This is a genomic window from Luteimonas sp. A277 (genome assembly GCF_054052045.1).
Genome location: NZ_JBSVRG010000003.1, coordinates 79,278 through 99,010, shown reverse-complemented (window position 1 = coordinate 99,010; position 19,733 = coordinate 79,278). Strand labels below are relative to the sequence as shown.

Genomic DNA, 19,733 nt, shown 5'->3' with positions numbered 1-19,733 from the left:
GGGGGATGTCGGAATCGCCAGGCTGGATCAGCCCAGGATCGCCAGGATGTCGTCTTCGCGGACCACCAGGTATTCGGTGCCCTCGAGCTTCACTTCGGTGCCGCTGTACTTGCCGAACAGCACCTGGTCGCCGATCTTGACCTTGGGGGCGCGCACGTCGCCGTTGTCCAGGGCCTTGCCGTCGCCGACGGCGACAACTTCACCCCTGATCGGCTTTTCGGTCGCGGAATCGGGGATCACGATCCCGCCGGCCGACATCTTTTCTTCTTCGGTACGCTTGATGACCACACGGTCGTAAAGCGGCTTGATATTGCTCATGTCGATCCTCGTCAAGTGATTGATCGGGTTGGGATTTGGGCGGCGATATTAGCACTCTGCCCGGCAGAGTGCCAAAGCCGTGGACAGCACAGACCCGGTGAGCCGGGCGTGGTCAGGAGATGGGACCTGGTTTTTTCTTTTCAAGGGCCACGGCCGGAAATTTTCCGGTCCTTCGTCTGACATCGGGGGGGACACGAGGAACAGCGGTTTCTTCGCTTGGGCGTGCGGTGACCTGATCGGCCCCGCCGCGGCCGGGAGGCCTTCGCTGCTCATGTCCCCCGGCCTCCGCCTGCGGCGGATGCCTCCTCCTTTACTTCGCTGCGAAGGCCCCCCGGCCACGACGGGGCTCGCTTGCGGAGACATCTGAAGCCACACGACGTCGGCTTTGCTTGCCCCGGCGCCCCGCGTGGTCTCAGCCCCGCTCTCCCGGAATGGGATGAAGAAAGCGCAATCAATCCTCCAACGGCAGTTCCAGCGTCTCCTTCACCTCCTCCATCACGATATAGCTGCGTGACTCGCGCACATACGGCAGGGTCAGCAGGGTGCTGCCCAGCAGCTTGCGGTAGGAAGCCATCTCCGAGATCCGCGCCTTGATCAGGTAGTCGAAGTCACCCGACACCAGGTGGCACTCGAGCACGTGCGGCAGCTTCAGCGCCGCGCGGCGGAATTCCTCGAAGATATCGCCCGACTTGTAGGCCAGGCTGATCTGCACGAACACCAGCAGCGCCGCTTCCGCCGCCTGTGGCGCCACGCGGGCGTGGTAGCCGGTGATCACCCCGTCGCGCTCCAGGCGCCGGACCCGCTCCGCGCAGGGAGTGGTAGACAGCCCGACCCGCTCGCCCAGCTCGGTGAAAGGGATGCGCCCTTCGCGCTGCAGGATGCGCAGGATCCTGCGGTCGATACGGTCCAGACCGCGCTTGGCCATACAAGCCTCCTCCAAAAGACGTGTTCCCGGGATTATTCACCACAGAACCCAGAACAAATGGGGAATATCACTGCCCCGTCGCAAATATACTGGATGGTCCAACTGCATAGTCACCATTACACGAGAGTAGATGAGCATGCGCATCCTGGTTCTGGGTTCTGGAGTAGTCGGCGTTACCAGCGCCTGGTACCTGCGTCAGGCCGGGCACGAGGTGGTCGTGGTCGACCGCCAGCCCGGGCCGGCGCTGGAAACCAGCTTCGCCAACGCCGGCCAGGTTTCACCTGGCTACGCTTCCCCTTGGCCCGCGCCGGGCATCCCCGCCAAGGCCATCGGCTGGCTGCTGTCGCGCCACGCCCCGCTGGCCATCCGCCCTACCGCCGATCTGGCCCAGTACCGCTGGCTGTGGCAGATGCTGCGCAACTGCACCAGCGCGCGCTACGCGGTCAGCAAGGCGCGCATGGTGCGCCTGGCCGAGTACAGCCGCGAGAGCCTTGACGAGCTGCGCCGCGAAGTGGGCCTGGAATACGAGCAGCGCACCCTGGGCACCACCCAGCTGTTCCGCACCCGCGAGCAGCTTGATGCCGCCGCCCGCGACATCACCGTGCTGGAGCAGTACGGCGTGCGCTACGAGCTGCTCGATGCGGACGGCATCATCCGCGTGGAACCCGCTCTGGCGAAGGTGCGCGACAGCCTGGTCGGCGCCCTGCGCCTGCCGGGGGATGAAACCGGCGACTGCCACCTGTTCACCACCCGCCTGGCCGAAATGGCCCAGCAGCAGGGCGTGGAGTTCCGTCATGGCCAGCAGATCGAAGCGCTGCAGGCCGGCGGCAACCGCATCACCGGCGTGCGCATCGACGGGAAGCTTGAAACCGCCGACCGCTATGTACTGGCCCTGGGCAGCTGGTCGCCGCAGCTGCTGGCACCGCTGGGCATCCGCCTGCCGGTGTACCCGCTCAAGGGCTACTCGCTGACCATCCCGATCAGCAACCCGGACATGGCGCCGGTCTCCACGGTGCTGGACGAGAGCTACAAGGTGGCCATCACCCGTTTCGACGACCGCATTCGCGTCGGCGGCATGGCCGAGGTGTCCGGCTACGACCTGTCGCTGCCGGCGCGCCGCCGCCAGACCCTGGAGATGGTGGTGCGCAGCCTGTACCCGGACGGCGGCAATCTGGAGCAGGCCGAGTTCTGGGCCGGCCTGCGCGCCTCCACCCCGGACGGCCCGCCGGTGATCGGCCCGACCCGCTATTCCAACCTGCTGCTCAACACCGGCCACGGCACGCTGGGCTGGACCATGGCCTGCGGCTCGGCGCGCTACCTGGCCGACCTCGTCGACGGGCGCACCCCGGCCATCGATCCGGAAGGCCTGGACATCTCCCGCTACGAGCGCCCCTGGCCGGCCATCCCGGCCGGCGGGCGCTGAGCCGCCGGAGGAATCCGGATATGCGCCCAGCCCGTGCCCTGGTTGATCTCGATGCCGTCGCCCACAACTACCGGCACGCCCGGCAGCTGGCCGGCGGCCGCGCGCTGGCCGTGGTCAAGGCCGACGCCTATGGCCACGGCGCAGTCCAGTGTGCGCAGGCCCTCGATAGCGAGGCCGACGGCTTCGGCGTGGCCTGCATCGAAGAGGCGCTGGAGCTGCGGGAAGCCGGCATCCGCGCGCCGATCCTGCTGCTGGAAGGCTTCTTCACCGCCGACGAGCTGCCCCTGATCGAGCGCCATCGCCTGTGGACCGTGGTGGCCTCACCCTGGCAGGCGGAGGCGCTGGAGCGCCACGGGGGCCAACAGCCGGAGCAGGTGTGGGTGAAGCTCGACAGCGGCATGCACCGGCTTGGGCTTGCCCCCGGGGAGTTCGCCGACGCATGGCAGCGCGTGCGTGCGCTGGACGGAGTCGAAGGCATGGTGGCGATGACCCATTTCGCCCGCGCCGACGAGCTGGGCCAGGACCGCACCGCGGAACAGCTGCACAGCTTCGACCAGGCGCTGGCCAGCCTGCCCGCCGACACCATGGTGAGCGTGGCCAATTCCGCCGGCCTGATGGCCTGGCCAAACGCGCGCCGCGGCTGGGGCCGACCGGGGCTGATGCTCTACGGCACCCACATGCTCGACGCCCCGTGCGCGCCGGCCGAGGCGCTGCAGTCGGCGATGACGCTGGAATCGGCAATCATTTCCGTGCGCGAGCTGGCTGCTGGCGAACCGATCGGCTACGGCGGCGGCTTCGTCACCGACCGTCCCACCCGGGTAGGCGTGGTGGCCATGGGCTATGCCGACGGCTACGCCCAGTACGCGCCCGCCGGAACGCCGGTGCTGGTGGATGGACGCCGCAGCCGGCTGATCGGCCGGGTTTCAATGGACATGCTCACCATCGACCTCAACGATCATCCGCAGGCGCAGGTGGGCACGAAGGTGGAGCTTTGGGGCAGCCGCCTGCCCGTGGCCGAAGTGGCCTCGCACGCCGGCACCAGCCCCTACCGGCTGCTGTCAGGACTCAAGCGTGTGCCGCGGGTGTACCGGTCAGACGGTTAGAACCGCCAGGTCGCCATCAGCATCGTCTCGCCGTCGTTGGGCTGCTTGATGCTGGCGTTGGAGATATGCCGGGCCAGCAGGGCGAAGCGATCCCAGCGCCAGCCCACGGTGCTGACAAACTGCGGATTGCCCGACAGCGCGTCGGTGCGGCCGACCTGCAGGCCAGCGCCGAACCCGGCGGTGAAACCGCTGGTGTGCTCCCAGCGCAGGCCGCCATGGGCGACCACCACGTTTTCATCAAGGTCCAGGTGGGTGTCCTTGCGCCCATGCACGTACATGGCACCGATATCCCAGCGCAGCTGGCCGTTCCAGGCATCGCGCCAATATGGCTGCCAGGCCACCGCGCCGATGGCAGTGGTTTCGGAGTCACGGGTGATCGAAACCGCAGCACCCACCTCCACCTGGGCCAGGGCGAGGGGGGCACTGGCCAGCAGCATCAGTGCAAAAGCGGGGCGGATCAGTCTGTGCATGGGGACGGTACTTGTGGCTGGGAGGGCGGCGGCGGCGCGCGGACGCCCTGTTCATCGGGGTGCACAAGCTTATAACGTCGCCGCTGTAACACCATGTATACGCGGGGCTGCCGCTCCGGGACATACCGTTCCATACAGGTCAGCGCCATTCTCTCGCGCTACCCTATGGCATCAATCGCAACGTGCGAGCACAACCTGTCCGTGGCATCCGCCCTGCTCTGCCTTTCCAACTGTCCCGACCGCGCCAGCGCCGACCGCATCGCGCGCGATCTGGTCGAACGCCGGCTGGCGGCGTGCGTCAACCTGCTGCCGGGAATCGAATCCGTATACCGCTGGCAGGGCGCGGTGGAAACCGGCAGCGAGGTCATGCTGCTGATCAAGACCATGCCGCGGCACCTGGACGCTGTGACCGCACGCATCGTGGAGTTGCACCCCTATGAGCTGCCCGAAGTGATCGCCCTGGAATCCAGCGGCGGGCTTGCCGGTTACATGGACTGGATCGCCAGCGAAACCGGCGGGGACCGGCAGGCTTGAGCCCGCTCATGCGCCGCTTGCGGGCCTTGCTGCTGGCCGCCACCCTGCTGGGCGGCGCGGCCCAGGCCGCCGGCGTTGACCCGGATGAGCTGCTGCCGATCGAAGATGCGTTCCGCCTCAGCGCGGTGGCACCCGCGCGCGATCGGATCGAGATCCGCTTCGACGTGGCCGAGGGCTATTACCTCTACCGGCACCGCATGGGCGCCAGCGCCGAAGGCTTTGACAGCGGCGAAGCGATCTGGCCCGCCGGCATTCCCCACGTGGACGAATTCTTCGGCGAGGTCGAGACCTACCGCCAGCAGGTGACCGGCGTGCTGGAGGGCCAGGCCGGGCCCGGCACCCAACGTCTCCAATTGAAGGTCCGCTACCAGGGCTGCGCCGACATTGGCGTGTGCTATCCACCCGATACGCGCACGGTGACCGTGGACCTGCCCGCGGCCTCCGCATCGACTTCCACGCCGACATCCGCGCCAGCCTTGGGCGGCGACGGCCTGGCCGCGCTTGGCCGTTCGCTTCAGGGGAGCGCTGCGGGCGGAGCCGGGGTTGGCACCGGACTGGATGGATCGACCCAGCCGCTGCCGCTGCCCGAAGAGCAGGCATTCGGTTTTGAAGCCATCGTCGGCGATGGCGACACCATCCTGATGCGCTTCACCCCTGCCCGCGGCTATTACCTCTACCAGGACCGCAGCAGCTTCAACATCGAAGGCGCGCAGGGCATCGCGGCCGGCCAGCCGCGCTGGCCCGAGGGCGTCGACCACAACGATCCCTACTTCGGCGACACGGTGGTGTACTTCGACCAGATCGACGTACCACTGCCGCTGCTCCGCAGCCATGGCGAGGCGGCGGCAGCCACCCTGACCGCGACCTTCCAGGGCTGCCAGGACGAGGGCATCTGCTACCCGCCGATGACCCGTAGCGTGCAGGTGGCGATGCCGGCCGGCACCGTGACATCGCCGGCAACCGCCTCCGAAGCGGCGACACCGGCACCCACGCCGGATCCGGACCCGGCCGCCGCGCCAGGAGAACCCATCCCCGATACCGGCCAGCAAGCCGCTGGCCCGGCGCAACCTGCGTCCAGCGCCACGCCGAGCGCAGCAGGCGACGCATCAGCCGACAACGCCGTGCGCAGCACCGCGCCGCCGTTGCCGCGGGGAGGCCTGCTGAGCGCATTGGCGCTGGGGCTGCTGGGCGGGTTGATACTCAACCTCATGCCCTGCGTGCTGCCGATCCTTTCACTGAAGGTGGTGGGATTGGCGCAGAGCGGCGGCAGCCGGGCCAGCGCGCGCAGCCACGCGCTCTGGTACACGCTGGGCGTGCTGAGCGCGTTCGCGGCGATCGGCGCGCTGGTGCTTGCCCTGCGCTCGGCCGGCACCGCGCTGGGCTGGGGGTTCCAGCTGCAGCAGCCGTGGTTTGTTGCCCTGCTGGTGTACCTGATGTTCGCGGTGGGCCTGAGCCTGTCCGGCGTCTTCAGCATCGGCGGCGGACTGGGCAGTGCCGGGCAGCAGCTGGCCTCCAGGGGCGGCCGCACCGGCAACTTCTTCACCGGGGTGCTGGCCTGCGTGGTGGCCAGTCCCTGCATCGCACCGTTCATGGGCGGCGCGCTGGCCTTCGCGTTCACCGCATCGGCTCCGGTGGCGATGGCCGTCTTCCTGGCGCTGGGCCTCGGCCTGGCGCTGCCGTTCCTGCTGATCGGCTTCGTGCCCGCGCTGGCCTCGCGCCTGCCGAAGCCCGGGCCGTGGATGGAAACGCTGCAGCGCTTCATGGCCTTCCCCATGTACCTGACCGCGATCTGGCTGGCCTGGGTGCTTGGCCGCCAGCACGGGGTGGACGCCATGGCGCTGGTGGCCGTGGGCCTGGTGCTACTGGCACTGGGGCTGTGGTGGTACGAACGCAAGCGCTGGACGGGCTCGCTGGCCGGGCGGGTCTTCGCCATGGCGGTGCTGCTGGTGGCGCTGGTGCCGGTGATCGCGGTGGCGCGGATGGATCCTTCGGCGACGGGCACCGAACAGGCCCAGGTGCACGGCACCCCCTGGTCGGCCGAAGGGTTGGCAGCGCTGCGCGCCGAAGGCCGGTCGGTGTTCGTCAACATGACCGCCGACTGGTGCGTGACCTGCAAGGCCAATGAGCAGCGGGTGCTGGCGCGCGAGCCGTTCCGCAGCGCGCTGGCCGACACCGGCACCGCCTACCTGGTCGGCGACTGGACCAACGTGGATCCCGACATCAGCGCATTCCTGCAGGAACACAACGCCGTGGGCGTGCCGCTGTACGTGGTCTATTCCGCTGGCGGCGGGCCCGGCGAGGTGCTGCCCGCCCTGCTGACCGAGGACATCGCCATCGGCGCATTGCACAGGGCTGCCCAATGAAACTGACCACTCCCAGGATCCTGCTGGTGGCGCTGGCGGCCGGCACGTTCGGCATCGTGGCCAGCCTGTTGATGAGCGGACCGGGCCCTCTGCTGCGCACCGAACCGGGCCAGCGCCTGGCCCAGCAGGTGCTGCAGGCCAACGCACCGCCGGTGCCCGAGGGCGTGGAAGTGGCCGAGCGCGGCGGTCCAGTGCCGCGATTTGCGGTTCCGCAGCTGGATGAAGGCAACTGGACCCTGCCCGACGACTTCTCCGGCCGGCCGCTGCTGGTCAACATCTGGGCCAGCTGGTGCCCGCCGTGCATCGAGGAAATGCCGGAGCTGGACCGCTTCGCCCGTTCCCAGGGGAGCAACGGCGTGCAGGTGCTGGGCATCGCCCTGGACGATGTCGAGGCCGTGCGCGAATTCCTTGCACAGGTGCCGGTGGACTATCCGCAGGGCATCGACAGCCCCGGCAACGCCGACGCTGGCGTCCGCCTCGGCAACCCGCGCGGCGTGCTGCCCTATTCGGTGCTGATCTCCGCCGACGGGCGGGTGCTCAAGCAGCGGATCGGGCCGTTCGAGCACGGCGAGATCGACGGCTGGGCCCGGCACTGATCCCCGGGTGGCCACGCCCCATGCCGGCGGCCGGAAACCCGCCAAACTCAAACAACCGCTTAAAATCCCGCAACATCGTCGAACTGGACAGGAATATCAGGTTTGCCGCAGACTGCGCGACTGTTTTGACGAAGGCACCGCACCCGTCCCCTGATGGCGAACCTCCTGCTCCTGCACGGCCCCAATCTCAATCTGCTCGGCAGCCGCGAGCCGGAGATCTATGGCCGCGCCACCCTGGCGCAGATTGATGCCACTCTGCAGGAACAGGCCATCGCAGCCGGCCACCGCTTGCAGGCGTTCCAGTCCAACGCCGAACACGCGCTGGTCGAACGGATCCAGGCCGCTGCCGCCGACGGCACCGGTTTCATCCTGATCAACCCCGCCGCCTTCACCCACACCTCGGTGGCGATCCGCGACGCGCTGGCCGCCGTCGCCATCCCGTTCATCGAGGTGCACCTGTCCAATCCACATGCGCGCGAGCCGTTCCGCCGCACCAGTTACTTCAGCGACCTGGCCGTGGGCGTGGTCTGTGGCTTCGGCCCGACCAGCTACACCCTGGCGCTGACCGCCGCGATCGACCGGCTTGAAGCCGGCAACGACCGCTGACCCCTGATTCCGAATCAGCATCCCAATCAACCACAGATATTCACGAGGCCGACATGGATCTTCGCAAGATCAAGAAGCTCATCGACCTGCTCGAAGCGAGCAACCTTTCCGAGATTGAAATCAAGGAGGGTGAGGAATCCGTGCGCCTGTCGCGCGCGCCGGCCGCTCCGGCCTACGCCGCACCGGCAATGATCGCGGTCCCGCGCAATGAGCCGGTGATGCCGATGCAATCGCCGGTGCAGGCTGCCACCGGCGGCCGCGCCACTGCGGCTGAAGAAGCCGCCGACGCCGGACCGGTGTTGCCCGACGGGCACGTGGTCACCTCGCCCATGGTGGGCACCTATTACACCGCCCCGTCGCCGGACAAGCCGCCGTTCGTCACCGTCGGCCAGGCCGTGGCCGTGGGCGATACGCTGGGCATCGTCGAAGCAATGAAGATGTTCAACCCGATCGAAGCCGATGCCGCCGGCACCGTGGTTGCGATCCTGTGCGAGAACGGCCAGCCGGTGGAGTTTGACCAGCCGCTGTTCGTGATCGGCTGAGGCCTGCCATGCTCGACAAAGTAGTTATCGCCAACCGCGGCGAAATCGCCCTGCGGATCCTGCGCGCCTGCCATGCCCTGGGCATCCGCACGGTCGCGCTGCATTCAACCGTGGACCGCAACCTCAAACACGTGGCCATGGCCGACGAGTCGGTGTGCATCGGCCCCGCCCCTTCGGCCCGCAGTTACCTGGATATGCCGGCCATCATCGCCGCGGCCGAGGTCACCGACGCCCAGGCCATCCATCCCGGCTACGGCTTCCTGGCCGAGAACGCGGACTTTGCCGAGCGGGTCGAGCAGTCCGGATTCATCTTCATCGGCCCCAGGGCCGAGACCATCCGCCTGATGGGTGACAAGGTCGCCGCGATCAAGGCGATGAAGGAAGCCGGCGTGCCGTGCGTGCCAGGCTCTGACGGTCCGCTGGGCGACGACGCCGCGGTCAACATCAAGCTGGCCCGGGAGATCGGCTATCCGGTCATCGTCAAGGCCTCCGGCGGCGGTGGCGGGCGCGGCATGCGCGTGGTGAACACCGAGGCGGCCCTGGCCAACGCGATTTCCACCACCAAGTCGGAAGCCAAGGCGGCGTTCGGCAACGACGTGGTGTACATGGAGAAGTTCCTCGAGGATCCGCGCCACATCGAGATCCAGGTGCTGGCCGACGGCCAGGGCAATGCCATCCACCTGGGCGAACGCGACTGCTCGATGCAGCGCCGCCACCAGAAGGTGGTGGAAGAAGCGCCGGCACCGGGCATCACCGATGAGCAGCGCGCCGAGATCGGCCAGGTGTGCGTGGAGGCGTGCCTGCGCATCGGCTACCGCGGCGCAGGCACCTTCGAGTTCCTGTACGAGAACGGGCACTTCTACTTCATCGAAATGAACACCCGGATCCAGGTCGAGCATCCCGTGACCGAGATGGTCACCGGCATCGACCTGATCCGCGAACAGCTGATGATCGCCTCCGGGCGCCCGCTGTCGATCCGCCAGGAAGACGTGGTGCTGCGCGGCCACGCCATCGAGTGCCGTATCAACGCCGAGGATCCGGACAGCTTCCTGCCCTCCCCGGGCTTGATCCAGCACTACCACGTCGCCGGCGGCGCGGGCGTGCGGGTGGACTCGCATGTCTACGCCGGCTACCGCGTACCGCCGGACTATGACTCGATGATCGGCAAGCTGATCGTGCACGGCTCGGACCGCGAGCAGGCGATCTGCCGCATGCGGGTGGCGCTGAGCGAGATGGTCATCGACGGCATCAAGACCAACATCCCGCTGCACCAGCGCATCATGCGCGACGTGGGCTTCCAGCAGGGCGGGCAGAACATCCACTACCTGGAAAAGCGTTTGGCCGAGCGCCGCGACAAGTCACTGTCGATCAGCTGACGGTCCGCCGTTTTCAATGACCACCGGCGCGGCCTGCAGCTCGCCCGCCGGGGTCATCATCTCCCCGGTCCGCAGCTGGGTATCGGGCAGCAGCTGCACGCCCGCCCTGGACGACTGGCTGACCACGGTGACGTATTCGCTGGAACCGTCCGGCCAGATGACCTTGAACGTGCTGCCCGGTGGCAGCGCGGAGAACGGCGTGCCGCTCTGCGCCCGGTACACCGCCGCCAGCTGGGCCGCGCCTCCGATGCGCGCCTCGGCCGCCGAGTCCACGCTGGTCACGGCCACCTGCGACAGGCTGTCGTGCTCCTCCCCTACCAGGGCATGGACCATCACCCCGAGGGCGGTCACCGAATAGGCCCCGAACAGGGCCACCCACAGCCAGAACCTCAGACGCGGCAGATAGTTCTTCTTCATCGCGTAGTTTTTTTTCATCGCGGTACTCCCTCGCCCAACAGCGAGCCAACCATTTCATCAAGTGCATTCCGACCACGCCGCGGGACCGCGGAGTCGTGGACGAATGCGGGAAAATCCTGGCGCGCATCGCGGGAACAGATGCCCCCGTTCGCGCAGTAGGAAGTCATCAGTGCGCCTTCCTGGGCGCAGTCCAGTCCGAGCGCGCAGGCGCCCAGCTGCCAGGCCAGCTCGGCCATCGGCGTGCCGGCCATCTGGCCGGCATATGCAGGATCCCCACTGGCGGCCAGGCCCATGGCCGGTGCCAGCGCGGAGAATGCTTCCGGATCGCCCGAGGCCTGGACCCGATCCACCAGGTCGCGCCGGTAATCCGCCTCTTCATCCAGCGGCTCGCCCATTGCCAGCAGCGCAGCCTCGGCCGCCAGGCTGCCGGCTTCGGCCGCCTCCACCCGGTACCAGAGCACCAGCTCACGGTCGATACCGTCGATGGGCGCAAACTGCCGGCAGCGATGCGCCATCCGCTCGCGCGCCGCCACCATCGATGCAGACGTCGTGAGCCCCATGCGACCCAGCTGGGCGGTATCGCGGGCGAAGCCGGCCGGATCCGTGGCGTGCGCGGCGCAATAGTCGTAGACCCTGCTGACCATCCACGCAGCCCCGGCATCTCCGGCCATCGCCGCGGGCAGCAGTCGATGCACGAAGGCATGCAGGTCCTCGGCGGCTTCAAACGCCTCACCCAGGCCCTGCGGCCGGGCATGAACCGGGGCTGCGGGAAAGGCCGTCGAGCTGGATACGGAAGCCTGCATGCGCCGTGCGCTACCGGCTCCCTGCAGCGACAGCCCGCCGGAACGCCCGGCGATCGCTGCGGCCGGATCGCCGACCGGATCGACACCCGGCACGGCGCCGCCGCCATCGCCCCACAGGGCATACAGCAGCGCCAGCAGCAACGATGCCAGCAGTGCAAACAGCACCGCGGGCCGGTTGAGGACCATGTCCATCGGGTATCGCAATCGCGGCGACCGTTCCGGTCGCGTTTCCGGAACCCCGGATGGTAAAACAAACCCGCCGGTCAGCCTTGACGGCCGTCGGTGACCGCGCCGCCACGGCCCCCGGCTTTACCCCGTGCGCCGCGCACCGCACCATGCCCGCTTCTCCCCCCTTTCGCGGAAAAGCTCCATGCCCTATCTGGAACTGGCCCTGCGCTGCAGCGAATCCGAGCAGCCGCGCTACGAGCGCGCGCTGGAAGACGTTGGTGCCCTGGCCGTGACCCTGCTCGACGCTGATGCCGACACCACCAACGAGTCGGCGATCCTGGAGCCGGGCGTGGGCGAAACGCCGCTGTGGCGCTCGCTGTCGCTGAGCGCGCTGTTTCCACACGATGCCGACGGGCTGCTGCTGCTGGCAGCGCTGGAAGCCTTTGACCCGGAGCTGGACTGGTCCCGGGTGCAGTTCCAGATCATTGAGGACCAGGACTGGGAGCGGGTCTGGATGGACACCTACGCACCGCTGCAGTTCGGCCGGCGCACCTGGATCGTGCCGTGGAACCACGAACTGCCCGAAGCGGCAGGGGACGCGGACGCGGCGGTGATCCGGCTCGATCCCGGCCTGGCCTTCGGCTCCGGCACCCATCCCACCACCTCACTGTGCCTGCAGTGGCTGGACACGCTGGCCGATGAGGGCGCGCTGGACGGTGCCGAGGTGCTCGACTACGGCTGCGGCAGCGGCATCCTTGCCCTGGCCGCGCTGCGGCTGGGCGCCGCCGGCGCGGTGGGTGTGGACAACGACCCCCAGGCGCTCGCCGCCAGTCGGGACAATGCCGAACGCAACGGCCTGTCCGCAACGCTGGACCTGTATCCACCGCAGGAAACGCCCGGCCGCGCCTTCCCGGTGGTGGTCGCCAACATCCTTGCCTCGGCCCTGGACGGCCTGGCTGACACCCTGGCCGAGCGCACCGCGTCCGGCGGCCGCATTGCCCTGTCGGGCATCCTCGATGGCCAGGAGGAAGCGCTGTTGCGCCGTTACCGGCCCTGGTTCGAAAACCTGGCTTTGGCCCGGGAAGGAGACTGGGTTCGCATCGATGCGGTGCGCCGGCGTGATTGAATAGGCGCCATGTTCATCAACTGCCCGAACTGTGGCGCGCTGGTGGCCACCAACCTCGCCACCGACCTGCCGCCCGAGCGCTGCCCGAGCTGCGGGTTTGGGCTGCCGGCCGAACCTGACAGCCCAGCTGCTGAAGCCGCGCCGGCGCCGCCCACCCCTGCGGCTCCCACATTCGTCGCACCCCCGCTGGCAGCGGCCACGCCCATTCCGGCCACTGGGCGGGCGGCGCCTGCCGTTTTCGTGCCGCTCCGTCCCTCGCGTCCGGCGTCCGAACCGGACGGAGATGTGGAACCGGGGCAGCCCCATCCCCCACCCGACGCCGCGGCGGAACAACCCTCGACACCTCCTGGTGACGGGGTCGTCGGCGCGGCCACCCCGGTGGACCCTGCGCCCACCGCACCACAACCGCCCCCCATCAGCCCGGACACACTGACCGACGCCCAACCGCATCCGGACCCTCCCGGATCCCCCGCGGCGGCTGAAGCCCCTGATGCTCTGCAACTCCCTGAAGGATCCGGAGCCCCGGAAGCACCTGAAGAAGCCCCCGACTCTTCGGCTGCCGACTCCGTCCCCACAGCCACCGTGCCGGCCGCTCGCTCGGCGCCGCGCTTCGCGCTGTCGCGCCCGGAAGCCAAAGCCGCATCCAGCTGGCGACTCATCGCGGCCGCCGGCGGACTGGCACTGCTGCTCGTAATCCAGCTGCTGCTGGCCGAGCGCGCGCACTTGGCCAGTCACGCCGCATGGCGGCCGGTGGTCGCCGCGCTGTGCACCGTGGTGCGCTGCCAGCTGCCCGCCTGGCGCGAGCCGGCGGCCATCACCGTGCAGCAGCGCGACGTGCGCCCGGTGGACGGCCGCCCCGGCGTGCTCCGGGTCAGCGCCACCATCCGCAACGAAGCGGGCCGGGCCCAGGCCTGGCCGCGCATCACCCTGACCCTGTCCGACATCGATGGTCGAGCTCTGGGCATGCGCACCTTCGAGCCGGCCGAATACCTGCTCCAGCCGCCGGCCAACATCACCCTGGCCAGTGGCGAGGCCGCTGCGATCGGCCTGGAGATCGTGGAGCCGTCACCACACGCCGTCGCCTTCAACTTCCGCTTCCACTGAGGCTCGACGTATTGGCGCCTGCCGCCCCGGCGGGATAGACTGGCCGGCCCCTTGCCGCACCCCCGGCCGCCTCGCGGCCGCCGTCGCTGGCGGCAAGCGCTGCAACGCATCACCGGGAAGAACCATTGGACTCCTCCGAACGCTCCCAAGCCGCCAACCTCTCCGGCCCGCGGACGCCCCTGCGCGACCATGTGGCCCGATCGGTGCGGCGTCTTTTGCGCGACCTCAACGGCAGTGGCGCTGACGACCTGTATCAGATCGCGCTGCGTGAGCTTGAGATCCCGCTGTTCGTAGAGGTGCTCAATCACTGCGATGGCAACCAGAGCCGTGCCGCCGGCATGCTCGGCATCCACCGCGCCACCCTGCGCAGGAAGCTGCGCGAATACGGCCTGAGCTGACCCATGACCACCCCTGACCGCCTGCCCGTCCGCCGGGCGCTGCTGTCTGTCTCCGACAAGACCGGATTGATTGAACTGGCCCGCGCGCTTGCTGCGCGCAACGTGGAGCTGCTGTCCACCGGCGGCACCGCGAAGGCGATCCGCGAGGCGGGTCTTGCGGTGCGTGACGTGTCCGAAGTGACCGGCTTTCCGGAAATGATGGATGGCCGGGTCAAGACCCTGCATCCGGTAGTCCACGGCGGCCTGCTCGGTCGCGCCGGCACCGATGACGCGGTGATGGCCGAGCACGGCATCGGCGCGATCGACCTGCTGGTGCTGAACCTGTACCCGTTCGAGCAGGTCACCGCGAAGACCGACTGCACCCTCGCCGACGCGGTGGAGAACATCGACATTGGCGGCCCGGCGATGCTGCGCAGCGCGGCCAAGAACTTCGCCCGCGTGGCCGTGGCCACCTCGCCGGACCAGTACGCCGGCCTGCTGGCCGAGCTGGAAGCCAACCACGGTGAGCTCTCTGCTGCCACCCGCTTCGCCCTGTCGGTGGCCGCGTTCAACCGCGTGGCCCAGTACGACGCGGCAATCAGCAGCTACCTGTCCGCGGTCACCGACATCAGCGCCGCGGTGCCGGCGCGCAGCGCCTTCCCAGCCCAGGCCAATGGCAGCTTCGTCAAGGTGATGGACCTGCGCTACGGCGAGAACCCGCACCAGCAGGCCGCGTTCTATCGCGACCTGTATCCGGCGCCCGGCTCGCTGGCCACCTTCGAGCAGCTGCAGGGCAAGGAGCTGAGCTACAACAACATCGCCGACGCCGACGCCGCCTGGGAGTGCGTCCGCCAGTTCGACGCCGCGGCCTGCGTGATCGTCAAGCATGCCAATCCCTGCGGCGTGGCCGTGGGCAGCGGCTGCGGCGAGGCCTACGAGGCGGCCTACGGTACCGATCCGACCAGCGCCTTCGGCGGCATTATCGCGTTCAACCGCACCCTGGACGCGGCCACCGCCAAGGCCATCCTCGACCGCCAGTTCGTCGAGGTGCTGATCGCACCGGACTACGAGGACGGCGCGCTGGAATACGCCACGAAGAAGGCCAACGTGCGCGTGCTGCGCATCCCGATGGCCGCGATCGCGTCCGGCTTCATGGACACCAAGCGCATCGGCTCGGGCCTGCTGATGCAGACCGCCGATGACCGCGTAGTCACCCGCGACGAGTTGCAGGTGGTGACGAAGCTGGCGCCGACAGACGCCCAGTTTGCCGACCTGCTGTTCGCGTGGAAGGTGGCCAAGTTCGTCAAGTCCAACGCCATCGTCTATGCAAAGGAGAGCCGCACCATCGGCGTGGGTGCCGGTCAGATGAGCCGCGTGTATTCGGCGCGCATTGCCGGGATCAAGGCCACGGACGCGGAGCTGGTGGTGGAGGACTCGGTGATGGCTTCCGATGCGTTCTTCCCGTTCCGCGACGGTATTGATGCGGCGGCGGAGGCCGGCATCAAGGCGGTGATCCAGCCGGGCGGCTCCATGCGCGATGCCGAGGTGATTGCGGCAGCGGACGAGCACGGCATCGCCATGGTCTTCACCGGCGTGCGTCACTTCAGGCACTGAGCTCCGCCCTCGCGGAGGTCGCCGCGCTTGAACCTGCGCGGCGCACGTTGATGTGCGGAGGCGACGGTAGAATGCACGCGAGTCCATCGGGAGCGGCACCGTGAAAATTCTTGTCATCGGCGGCGGCGGCCGCGAGCATGCATTGGCCTGGAAGCTGGCGCAGTCGCCGCGGGTGTCCGAAGTGCTGGTCGCGCCTGGCAATGCCGGCACGGCCACCGAGGACAGGTGCCGCAACGTGGACGTGTCTGCGACCGACCTGGACGGCCTGCAAGCACTGGCGCGCGATGAAGCCGTGGCCTTCACCGTGGTCGGTCCCGAAGCGCCGCTGGTGGCGGGCATCGTGGACCGGTTCCGCGAAGCAGGCCTGGCGGTCTTCGGGCCCACCGCAGCGGCGGCCCGGCTGGAGGGCAGCAAGGCCTTCGCCAAGGAGTTCCTCGACCGCCACGGCATTCCCACCGCCCGCCACGAGGTGTTCACCGACGCCGTGGCGGCGCTGGAGTACCTGAAGGCCCACGCCGCCCGCAATGGCGAGGACGCGCCCATCGTGGTGAAGGCTGACGGCCTGGCCGCGGGCAAGGGCGTGATCGTTGCCGCCGACCTGGTCGAGGCCGAGGCGGCGGTAACCGACATGCTGTCGGACAACGTCTTCGGCGAGGCCGGTTCGCGGGTGGTGATCGAGGAGTTCCTGGAAGGCGAGGAGGCCAGCTTCATCGCCATGGTCGATGGCAGCACCGCGCTGCCGATGGCCACCAGCCAGGATCACAAGCGCGTGGGCGATGGCGATACCGGCCCCAACACCGGCGGCATGGGCGCCTATTCCCCGGCGCCGGTGGTCACCCCGGAACTGCACGCGCGAATCATGCACGAGGTGATCGAGCCGACCGTGCGCGGCATGGCCGCCGACGGCGCACCGTTCACCGGCGTCCTCTACGCCGGCTTGATGATCACCAGTGACGGTATGCCGAAGGTGATCGAGTTCAACGTGCGCTTCGGCGATCCGGAAACCCAGCCCATCATGATGCGGCTGCAGTCCGACTTCGCCGAGCTTGTACAGGCCGGGATCGATGCCCGCCTGGAGTCAGTCCAACCGCAGTGGGATCCGCGCCCGGCGGTGGGCGTGGTGATGGCCGCCGAAGGCTATCCCGGCACCCCACGCACCGGCGACACCATCAACGCCTGGGACGTGCCCGAGCCGGAAGACAGCAAAATCTTCCACGCCGGCACCCGTCTGGAAGACGAACACGCGGTCACCGCCGGTGGCCGCGTGCTGTGCGTCTGTGCACTGGGTGACACGGTAGAAGCGGCTCAGCAGCGGGCCTACTCGGCCGTGGCCGGGATCTCCTGGCACGGCGAATTCCACCGCCACGACATCGGCTGGCGGGCGATTCAACGCGAGCGCGGCTGAAGCCGCCTGCTATCCGCGCAGCAGGCAGGGAATCTCGACCAGGATCACGGCGGCAGCCATGCCCACCGCAAACCACTGCAGGGCGCCGAGCAGCTTCGGCTCCTTGCCCTGGCGCGCGGCGCCCACACCACCGATCACCAGCACCGCCATCAGCGGCACCCCCAGCAATACCCAGGCCCAGGCCGCGAAAGCGAGGGTGTCGCCCAAGGTGTGATCGGGTCCACGGGCCCACAGCAAAGGGATTGCCAGCGCCATCGCCCCGGCCACCGCGCAGGCAGCCGGTCCCATCCACCCCCCCGGTTTGCCATCCACCAGCGGCTTTGCGCGCGGTACTGATGCTTCGGACATCCAGCCTTCTCCCGTCAGCTGTTGCGGCGCCGGCTGCATTGCCGGCGCAACTCCCGTCTAACACGGCCTCGCCCCGGCCTGCAATCGTGCACTGCACCACATTGCGTCCGGAACCGGGCCCTCCAGCAGTGACCGCAACCGCGCTCTGGTAGTCTCCGCCGGTTCGCCAAGGAGCCCTGCATGGCCGGTCAAAGCCAGTTTTCCCTGCTGACCCAGCGCCGCTTCCTGCCGTATTTCACGGTGCAGGCGCTGGGTGCATTCAACGACAACGTCTACCGCCAGGCGATCATCGGCCTGCTGTTTTTCCTCGGCGTGAGCAGCGAAGAACGCACGCTCTACACCAACCTCGCGCCGGCGCTGTTCATCCTGCCCTACTTCCTGTTTTCCGGGATCGCCGGGCAGGTCGCCGAGCGGATGGAGAAGCAGAAGCTCATCGTGGTCACCACCACGATGGAGATCTTCGTCATGGCGACGGCCGCGACCGGGTTCCTCACGTCGAACATGGTCGTGCTGCTGGTGGCGCTGTTCGGCACCGGCCTGCAGTCGGCGCTGTTCGGACCGGTGAAATATTCGATCCTGCCCTCGGTGCTCAAGCCCGAGGAGCTGACCGGCGGCAACGGCCTGGTCGAGATGGGCACCTCGATCTCGATCCTGTGCGGGATGATCTACGGCGGGCTGGTGTTCCAGGTGGCCGGAAGCTGGGGGCCGGAGGCCGCGGCCGCGTCGGTCATCGCCTTGGCGGTGTTCGGCAACCTGGTGGCGCGCACCATTCCCAAAGTCGATGCCGGCGATCCGTCGCTGAAGGTCAACTGGAACCCGATCCCGGAGAACATCGCGGTTTGGAAGCTCACCCGCCGCGTGCCGGCGGTGCGCAACGCGGTGCTGGGAGTGTCCTGGTTCTGGTTCATCGGCACCATGCTGACCGCCCAGCTGCCCACCTATGCCGAGGTCAACCTGGGCGGCGCACAGGGCCTCTACATCTTCGCCCTGGCGCTGTTCTCGGTGGGCGTGGGGGTGGGCTCGCTGCTGTGCGAGAAGCTGTCGGCGCGCACGGTGGAGATCGGGCTGGTGCCGCTGGGTGCGCTGGGCATCAGCGCCTTCATGTTCGACCTGTACTTCGCCCGGCCCGGCGAGGCACTGGCGGCCGGGCTGGGCGTGGGCGGGTTTCTGGCCGCGCCGGGCAGCTGGCGGATCGTGATGGACCTGACCGGTATCGGTCTGTTCGTGGGCTTCTACGTGGTGCCGCTGTTCGCGCTGATCCAAAGCCGCTCGCCGCGCAACGAGCTGTCGCGGGTGATCGCCGGCATGAACATCCAGAACGCGGCCTTCATCGTCTCGGCCGCCATCGTGGGCATCGCCCTGCAGCGCTACCTGGACTGGAGCATCCCGCAGATGTTCCTGGCCCTGGCCATCGCCAACCTGATGGTGGCGACGTACATCATCACCATCGTGCCCGAGTTCCTGATGCGCTTTCTGAGCTGGCTGCTGGTACGCACGCTGTACCGGCTGCGGATCGAAGGCATCGAGGAGCACGTGCCGGACGAAGGCCCCGCCCTGCTGGTATGCAACCACGTCAGCTATATGGACGCGCTGATCCTGGCGGCCAGCACGCCGCGACCGGTGCGCTTCGTGATGTATCACCGGATCTTCGACATCCCGCTGCTGCGCTGGATCTTCCGCACCGCGCGCGCGATCCCGATCGCGCCGGAGAAGGAAGACCCGGCCCTGATGCAGCTCGCGCTGGATGAGATCGACCGCACCCTGGCCGAGGGCGAGCTGGTGCTGATCTTCCCCGAGGGCCGGCTGACCGCGGATGGCGGGATCGCTCCGTTCCGGCGCGGGATCGAGCGCATCGTCGAACGCGCCGCCGCGCGCGGGCAGCAGATGCCGGTGGTGCCGATGGCCCTGCGCAACATGTGGTCGAGCATGTGGAGCCGGCGCAGCGTGTCAGCCGAGGCCGGCCGTCTGGGAAGAATGCGGATGCCACGCCGGCTGCGGGCCCGGATCGGCGTCGCCGCCGGCCCGCCGATCGCGGGCGCCGACGCCAACGCGGCGGGTTTGGAAACGCTGGTCAAAAAGCTGCGCGGCGACCTCCCGTAGGAGCGCGCCATGCGC

The 19,733-nt window shown here is 68.5% G+C and carries 20 protein-coding genes; 14 read left to right on the top strand and 6 right to left on the bottom strand.

The genetic code is table 11. The features are described 5' to 3' along the window. Positions 1-27: 27 nt before the first annotated feature. Together groES and ACW7G2_RS04125 are read right to left on the bottom strand one after the other, a co-directional pair. On the bottom strand, positions 28-318 hold the full coding sequence (gene groES, locus ACW7G2_RS04130) for a co-chaperone GroES (protein WP_456973025.1): 291 nt from the start codon (positions 316-318) through the stop codon (positions 28-30). Positions 319-769: 451 nt separating this feature from the next. Next, on the bottom strand, positions 770-1,243 hold the full coding sequence (locus ACW7G2_RS04125) for an AsnC family transcriptional regulator (protein ID WP_456973023.1): 474 nt from the start codon (positions 1,241-1,243) through the stop codon (positions 770-772). A gap of 136 nt (positions 1,244-1,379) precedes the next feature. On the opposite strand from ACW7G2_RS04125, the gene ACW7G2_RS04120 reads away from it, so the two are divergent. Both ACW7G2_RS04120 and alr read left to right on the top strand, forming a co-directional pair. Beyond that, positions 1,380-2,666 carry a D-amino acid dehydrogenase gene (locus tag ACW7G2_RS04120; protein ID WP_456973328.1) on the top strand — a complete coding sequence of 429 codons (1,287 nt, stop codon included), beginning with the start codon at positions 1,380-1,382 and terminating at the stop codon, positions 2,664-2,666. Between the two features lie 20 nt (positions 2,667-2,686). Further along, positions 2,687-3,769: an alanine racemase gene (gene alr, locus ACW7G2_RS04115; RefSeq protein WP_456973021.1), complete on the top strand. Its 1,083-nt coding sequence runs from the start codon at positions 2,687-2,689 to the stop codon at positions 3,767-3,769. Here alr and ACW7G2_RS04110 read toward each other — a convergent pair. Then, positions 3,766-4,239, bottom strand: a complete 474-nt coding sequence (locus ACW7G2_RS04110) for an acyloxyacyl hydrolase (protein WP_456973019.1) — start codon at positions 4,237-4,239, stop codon at positions 3,766-3,768. The two genes, alr and ACW7G2_RS04110, sit on opposite strands and share 4 nt — an antisense overlap. A 195-nt stretch (positions 4,240-4,434) precedes the next feature. Here ACW7G2_RS04110 and cutA point away from each other — a divergent pair, with 195 nt between their 5' ends. From cutA to accC, 6 genes are all read left to right on the top strand, one after another. Then, complete coding sequence (gene cutA / locus ACW7G2_RS04105; protein WP_456973326.1) at positions 4,435-4,773, top strand: divalent-cation tolerance protein CutA; 339 nt, start codon at positions 4,435-4,437, stop codon at positions 4,771-4,773. Positions 4,774-4,781: 8 nt separating this feature from the next. Then, positions 4,782-7,136, top strand: a complete 2,355-nt coding sequence (locus ACW7G2_RS04100) for a protein-disulfide reductase DsbD domain-containing protein (protein WP_456973017.1) — start codon at positions 4,782-4,784, stop codon at positions 7,134-7,136. Further along, positions 7,133-7,732: a TlpA family protein disulfide reductase gene (locus tag ACW7G2_RS04095; RefSeq protein ID WP_456973015.1), complete on the top strand. Its 600-nt coding sequence runs from the start codon at positions 7,133-7,135 to the stop codon at positions 7,730-7,732. Before ACW7G2_RS04100 ends, ACW7G2_RS04095 begins: the two co-directional genes overlap by 4 nt. Positions 7,733-7,885: 153 nt before the next feature. After that, on the top strand, positions 7,886-8,338 hold the full coding sequence (gene aroQ, locus ACW7G2_RS04090) for a type II 3-dehydroquinate dehydratase (protein WP_456973013.1): 453 nt from the start codon (positions 7,886-7,888) through the stop codon (positions 8,336-8,338). A 53-nt stretch (positions 8,339-8,391) separates the two neighbouring features. After that, positions 8,392-8,880, top strand: coding sequence for an acetyl-CoA carboxylase biotin carboxyl carrier protein (gene accB, locus ACW7G2_RS04085; protein WP_456973011.1), 489 nt, complete (start codon positions 8,392-8,394; stop codon positions 8,878-8,880). An 8-nt stretch (positions 8,881-8,888) separates the two neighbouring features. Next, on the top strand, positions 8,889-10,256 hold the full coding sequence (gene accC, locus ACW7G2_RS04080) for an acetyl-CoA carboxylase biotin carboxylase subunit (RefSeq protein ID WP_456973010.1): 1,368 nt from the start codon (positions 8,889-8,891) through the stop codon (positions 10,254-10,256). Here accC and ACW7G2_RS04075 read toward each other — a convergent pair. Continuing rightward, the gene (locus ACW7G2_RS04075) at positions 10,239-10,691 is read right to left on the bottom strand and encodes a hypothetical protein (RefSeq protein ID WP_456973008.1); all 453 of its coding nucleotides are present in this window, start codon (positions 10,689-10,691) and stop codon (positions 10,239-10,241) included. The genes accC and ACW7G2_RS04075 overlap by 18 nt on opposite strands. Continuing rightward, a complete protein-coding gene (locus tag ACW7G2_RS04070) occupies positions 10,688-11,668 on the bottom strand; it encodes a hypothetical protein (RefSeq protein ID WP_456973006.1) in 981 nt (326 codons plus the stop codon). Before ACW7G2_RS04070 ends, ACW7G2_RS04075 begins: the two co-directional genes overlap by 4 nt. A 178-nt stretch (positions 11,669-11,846) precedes the next feature. Between ACW7G2_RS04070 and prmA the strand changes: the two genes are divergently transcribed. From prmA to purD, 5 genes are all read left to right on the top strand, one after another. After that, positions 11,847-12,770, top strand: a complete 924-nt coding sequence (gene prmA, locus ACW7G2_RS04065) for a 50S ribosomal protein L11 methyltransferase (protein ID WP_456973004.1) — start codon at positions 11,847-11,849, stop codon at positions 12,768-12,770. Between the two features lie 582 nt (positions 12,771-13,352). Further along, positions 13,353-13,874 (top strand): DUF3426 domain-containing protein, encoded by a 522-nt coding sequence (locus ACW7G2_RS04060; protein ID WP_456973002.1) that lies wholly within the window; start codon positions 13,353-13,355, stop codon positions 13,872-13,874. Positions 13,875-13,999: 125 nt separating this feature from the next. Beyond that, the gene (gene fis, locus ACW7G2_RS04055; RefSeq protein ID WP_456973000.1) at positions 14,000-14,272 is read left to right on the top strand and encodes a DNA-binding transcriptional regulator Fis; all 273 of its coding nucleotides are present in this window, start codon (positions 14,000-14,002) and stop codon (positions 14,270-14,272) included. 3 nt (positions 14,273-14,275) lie between these two features. Further along, positions 14,276-15,865 (top strand): bifunctional phosphoribosylaminoimidazolecarboxamide formyltransferase/IMP cyclohydrolase, encoded by a 1,590-nt coding sequence (gene purH / locus ACW7G2_RS04050; protein ID WP_456972998.1) that lies wholly within the window; start codon positions 14,276-14,278, stop codon positions 15,863-15,865. A gap of 100 nt (positions 15,866-15,965) precedes the next feature. Continuing rightward, positions 15,966-17,270: a phosphoribosylamine--glycine ligase gene (gene purD / locus ACW7G2_RS04045; protein ID WP_456972996.1), complete on the top strand. Its 1,305-nt coding sequence runs from the start codon at positions 15,966-15,968 to the stop codon at positions 17,268-17,270. 9 nt (positions 17,271-17,279) lie between these two features. Here the strand turns inward: purD and ACW7G2_RS04040 are convergent, their stop codons facing one another. Then, positions 17,280-17,618 carry a hypothetical protein gene (locus ACW7G2_RS04040; RefSeq protein WP_456972994.1) on the bottom strand — a complete coding sequence of 113 codons (339 nt, stop codon included), beginning with the start codon at positions 17,616-17,618 and terminating at the stop codon, positions 17,280-17,282. 180 nt (positions 17,619-17,798) lie between these two features. Here ACW7G2_RS04040 and ACW7G2_RS04035 point away from each other — a divergent pair, with 180 nt between their 5' ends. Beyond that, the gene (locus tag ACW7G2_RS04035; RefSeq protein ID WP_456972992.1) at positions 17,799-19,718 is read left to right on the top strand and encodes an MFS transporter; all 1,920 of its coding nucleotides are present in this window, start codon (positions 17,799-17,801) and stop codon (positions 19,716-19,718) included. The last annotated feature ends 15 nt before the right edge of the window (positions 19,719-19,733 follow it).

Excerpts from the sequence above, each read along its gene's own strand:
- groES (WP_456973025.1), bottom strand. The coding sequence starts at position 318 with ATGAGCAATATCAAGCCGCTTTACGACCGTGTGGTCATCAAGCGTACC.
- ACW7G2_RS04125 (WP_456973023.1), bottom strand. The coding sequence starts at position 1,243 with ATGGCCAAGCGCGGTCTGGACCGTATCGACCGCAGGATCCTGCGCATC.
- ACW7G2_RS04120 (WP_456973328.1), top strand. The coding sequence starts at position 1,380 with ATGCGCATCCTGGTTCTGGGTTCTGGAGTAGTCGGCGTTACCAGCGCC.
- alr (WP_456973021.1), top strand. The coding sequence starts at position 2,687 with ATGCGCCCAGCCCGTGCCCTGGTTGATCTCGATGCCGTCGCCCACAAC.
- ACW7G2_RS04110 (WP_456973019.1), bottom strand. The coding sequence starts at position 4,239 with ATGCACAGACTGATCCGCCCCGCTTTTGCACTGATGCTGCTGGCCAGT.
- ACW7G2_RS04100 (WP_456973017.1), top strand. The coding sequence starts at position 4,782 with ATGCGCCGCTTGCGGGCCTTGCTGCTGGCCGCCACCCTGCTGGGCGGC.
- ACW7G2_RS04095 (WP_456973015.1), top strand. The coding sequence starts at position 7,133 with ATGAAACTGACCACTCCCAGGATCCTGCTGGTGGCGCTGGCGGCCGGC.
- aroQ (WP_456973013.1), top strand. The coding sequence starts at position 7,886 with ATGGCGAACCTCCTGCTCCTGCACGGCCCCAATCTCAATCTGCTCGGC.
- accB (WP_456973011.1), top strand. The coding sequence starts at position 8,392 with ATGGATCTTCGCAAGATCAAGAAGCTCATCGACCTGCTCGAAGCGAGC.
- accC (WP_456973010.1), top strand. The coding sequence starts at position 8,889 with ATGCTCGACAAAGTAGTTATCGCCAACCGCGGCGAAATCGCCCTGCGG.
- ACW7G2_RS04075 (WP_456973008.1), bottom strand. The coding sequence starts at position 10,691 with ATGAAAAAAAACTACGCGATGAAGAAGAACTATCTGCCGCGTCTGAGG.
- ACW7G2_RS04070 (WP_456973006.1), bottom strand. The coding sequence starts at position 11,668 with ATGGACATGGTCCTCAACCGGCCCGCGGTGCTGTTTGCACTGCTGGCA.
- prmA (WP_456973004.1), top strand. The coding sequence starts at position 11,847 with ATGCCCTATCTGGAACTGGCCCTGCGCTGCAGCGAATCCGAGCAGCCG.
- purH (WP_456972998.1), top strand. The coding sequence starts at position 14,276 with ATGACCACCCCTGACCGCCTGCCCGTCCGCCGGGCGCTGCTGTCTGTC.
- ACW7G2_RS04040 (WP_456972994.1), bottom strand. The coding sequence starts at position 17,618 with ATGTCCGAAGCATCAGTACCGCGCGCAAAGCCGCTGGTGGATGGCAAA.
- ACW7G2_RS04035 (WP_456972992.1), top strand. The coding sequence starts at position 17,799 with ATGGCCGGTCAAAGCCAGTTTTCCCTGCTGACCCAGCGCCGCTTCCTG.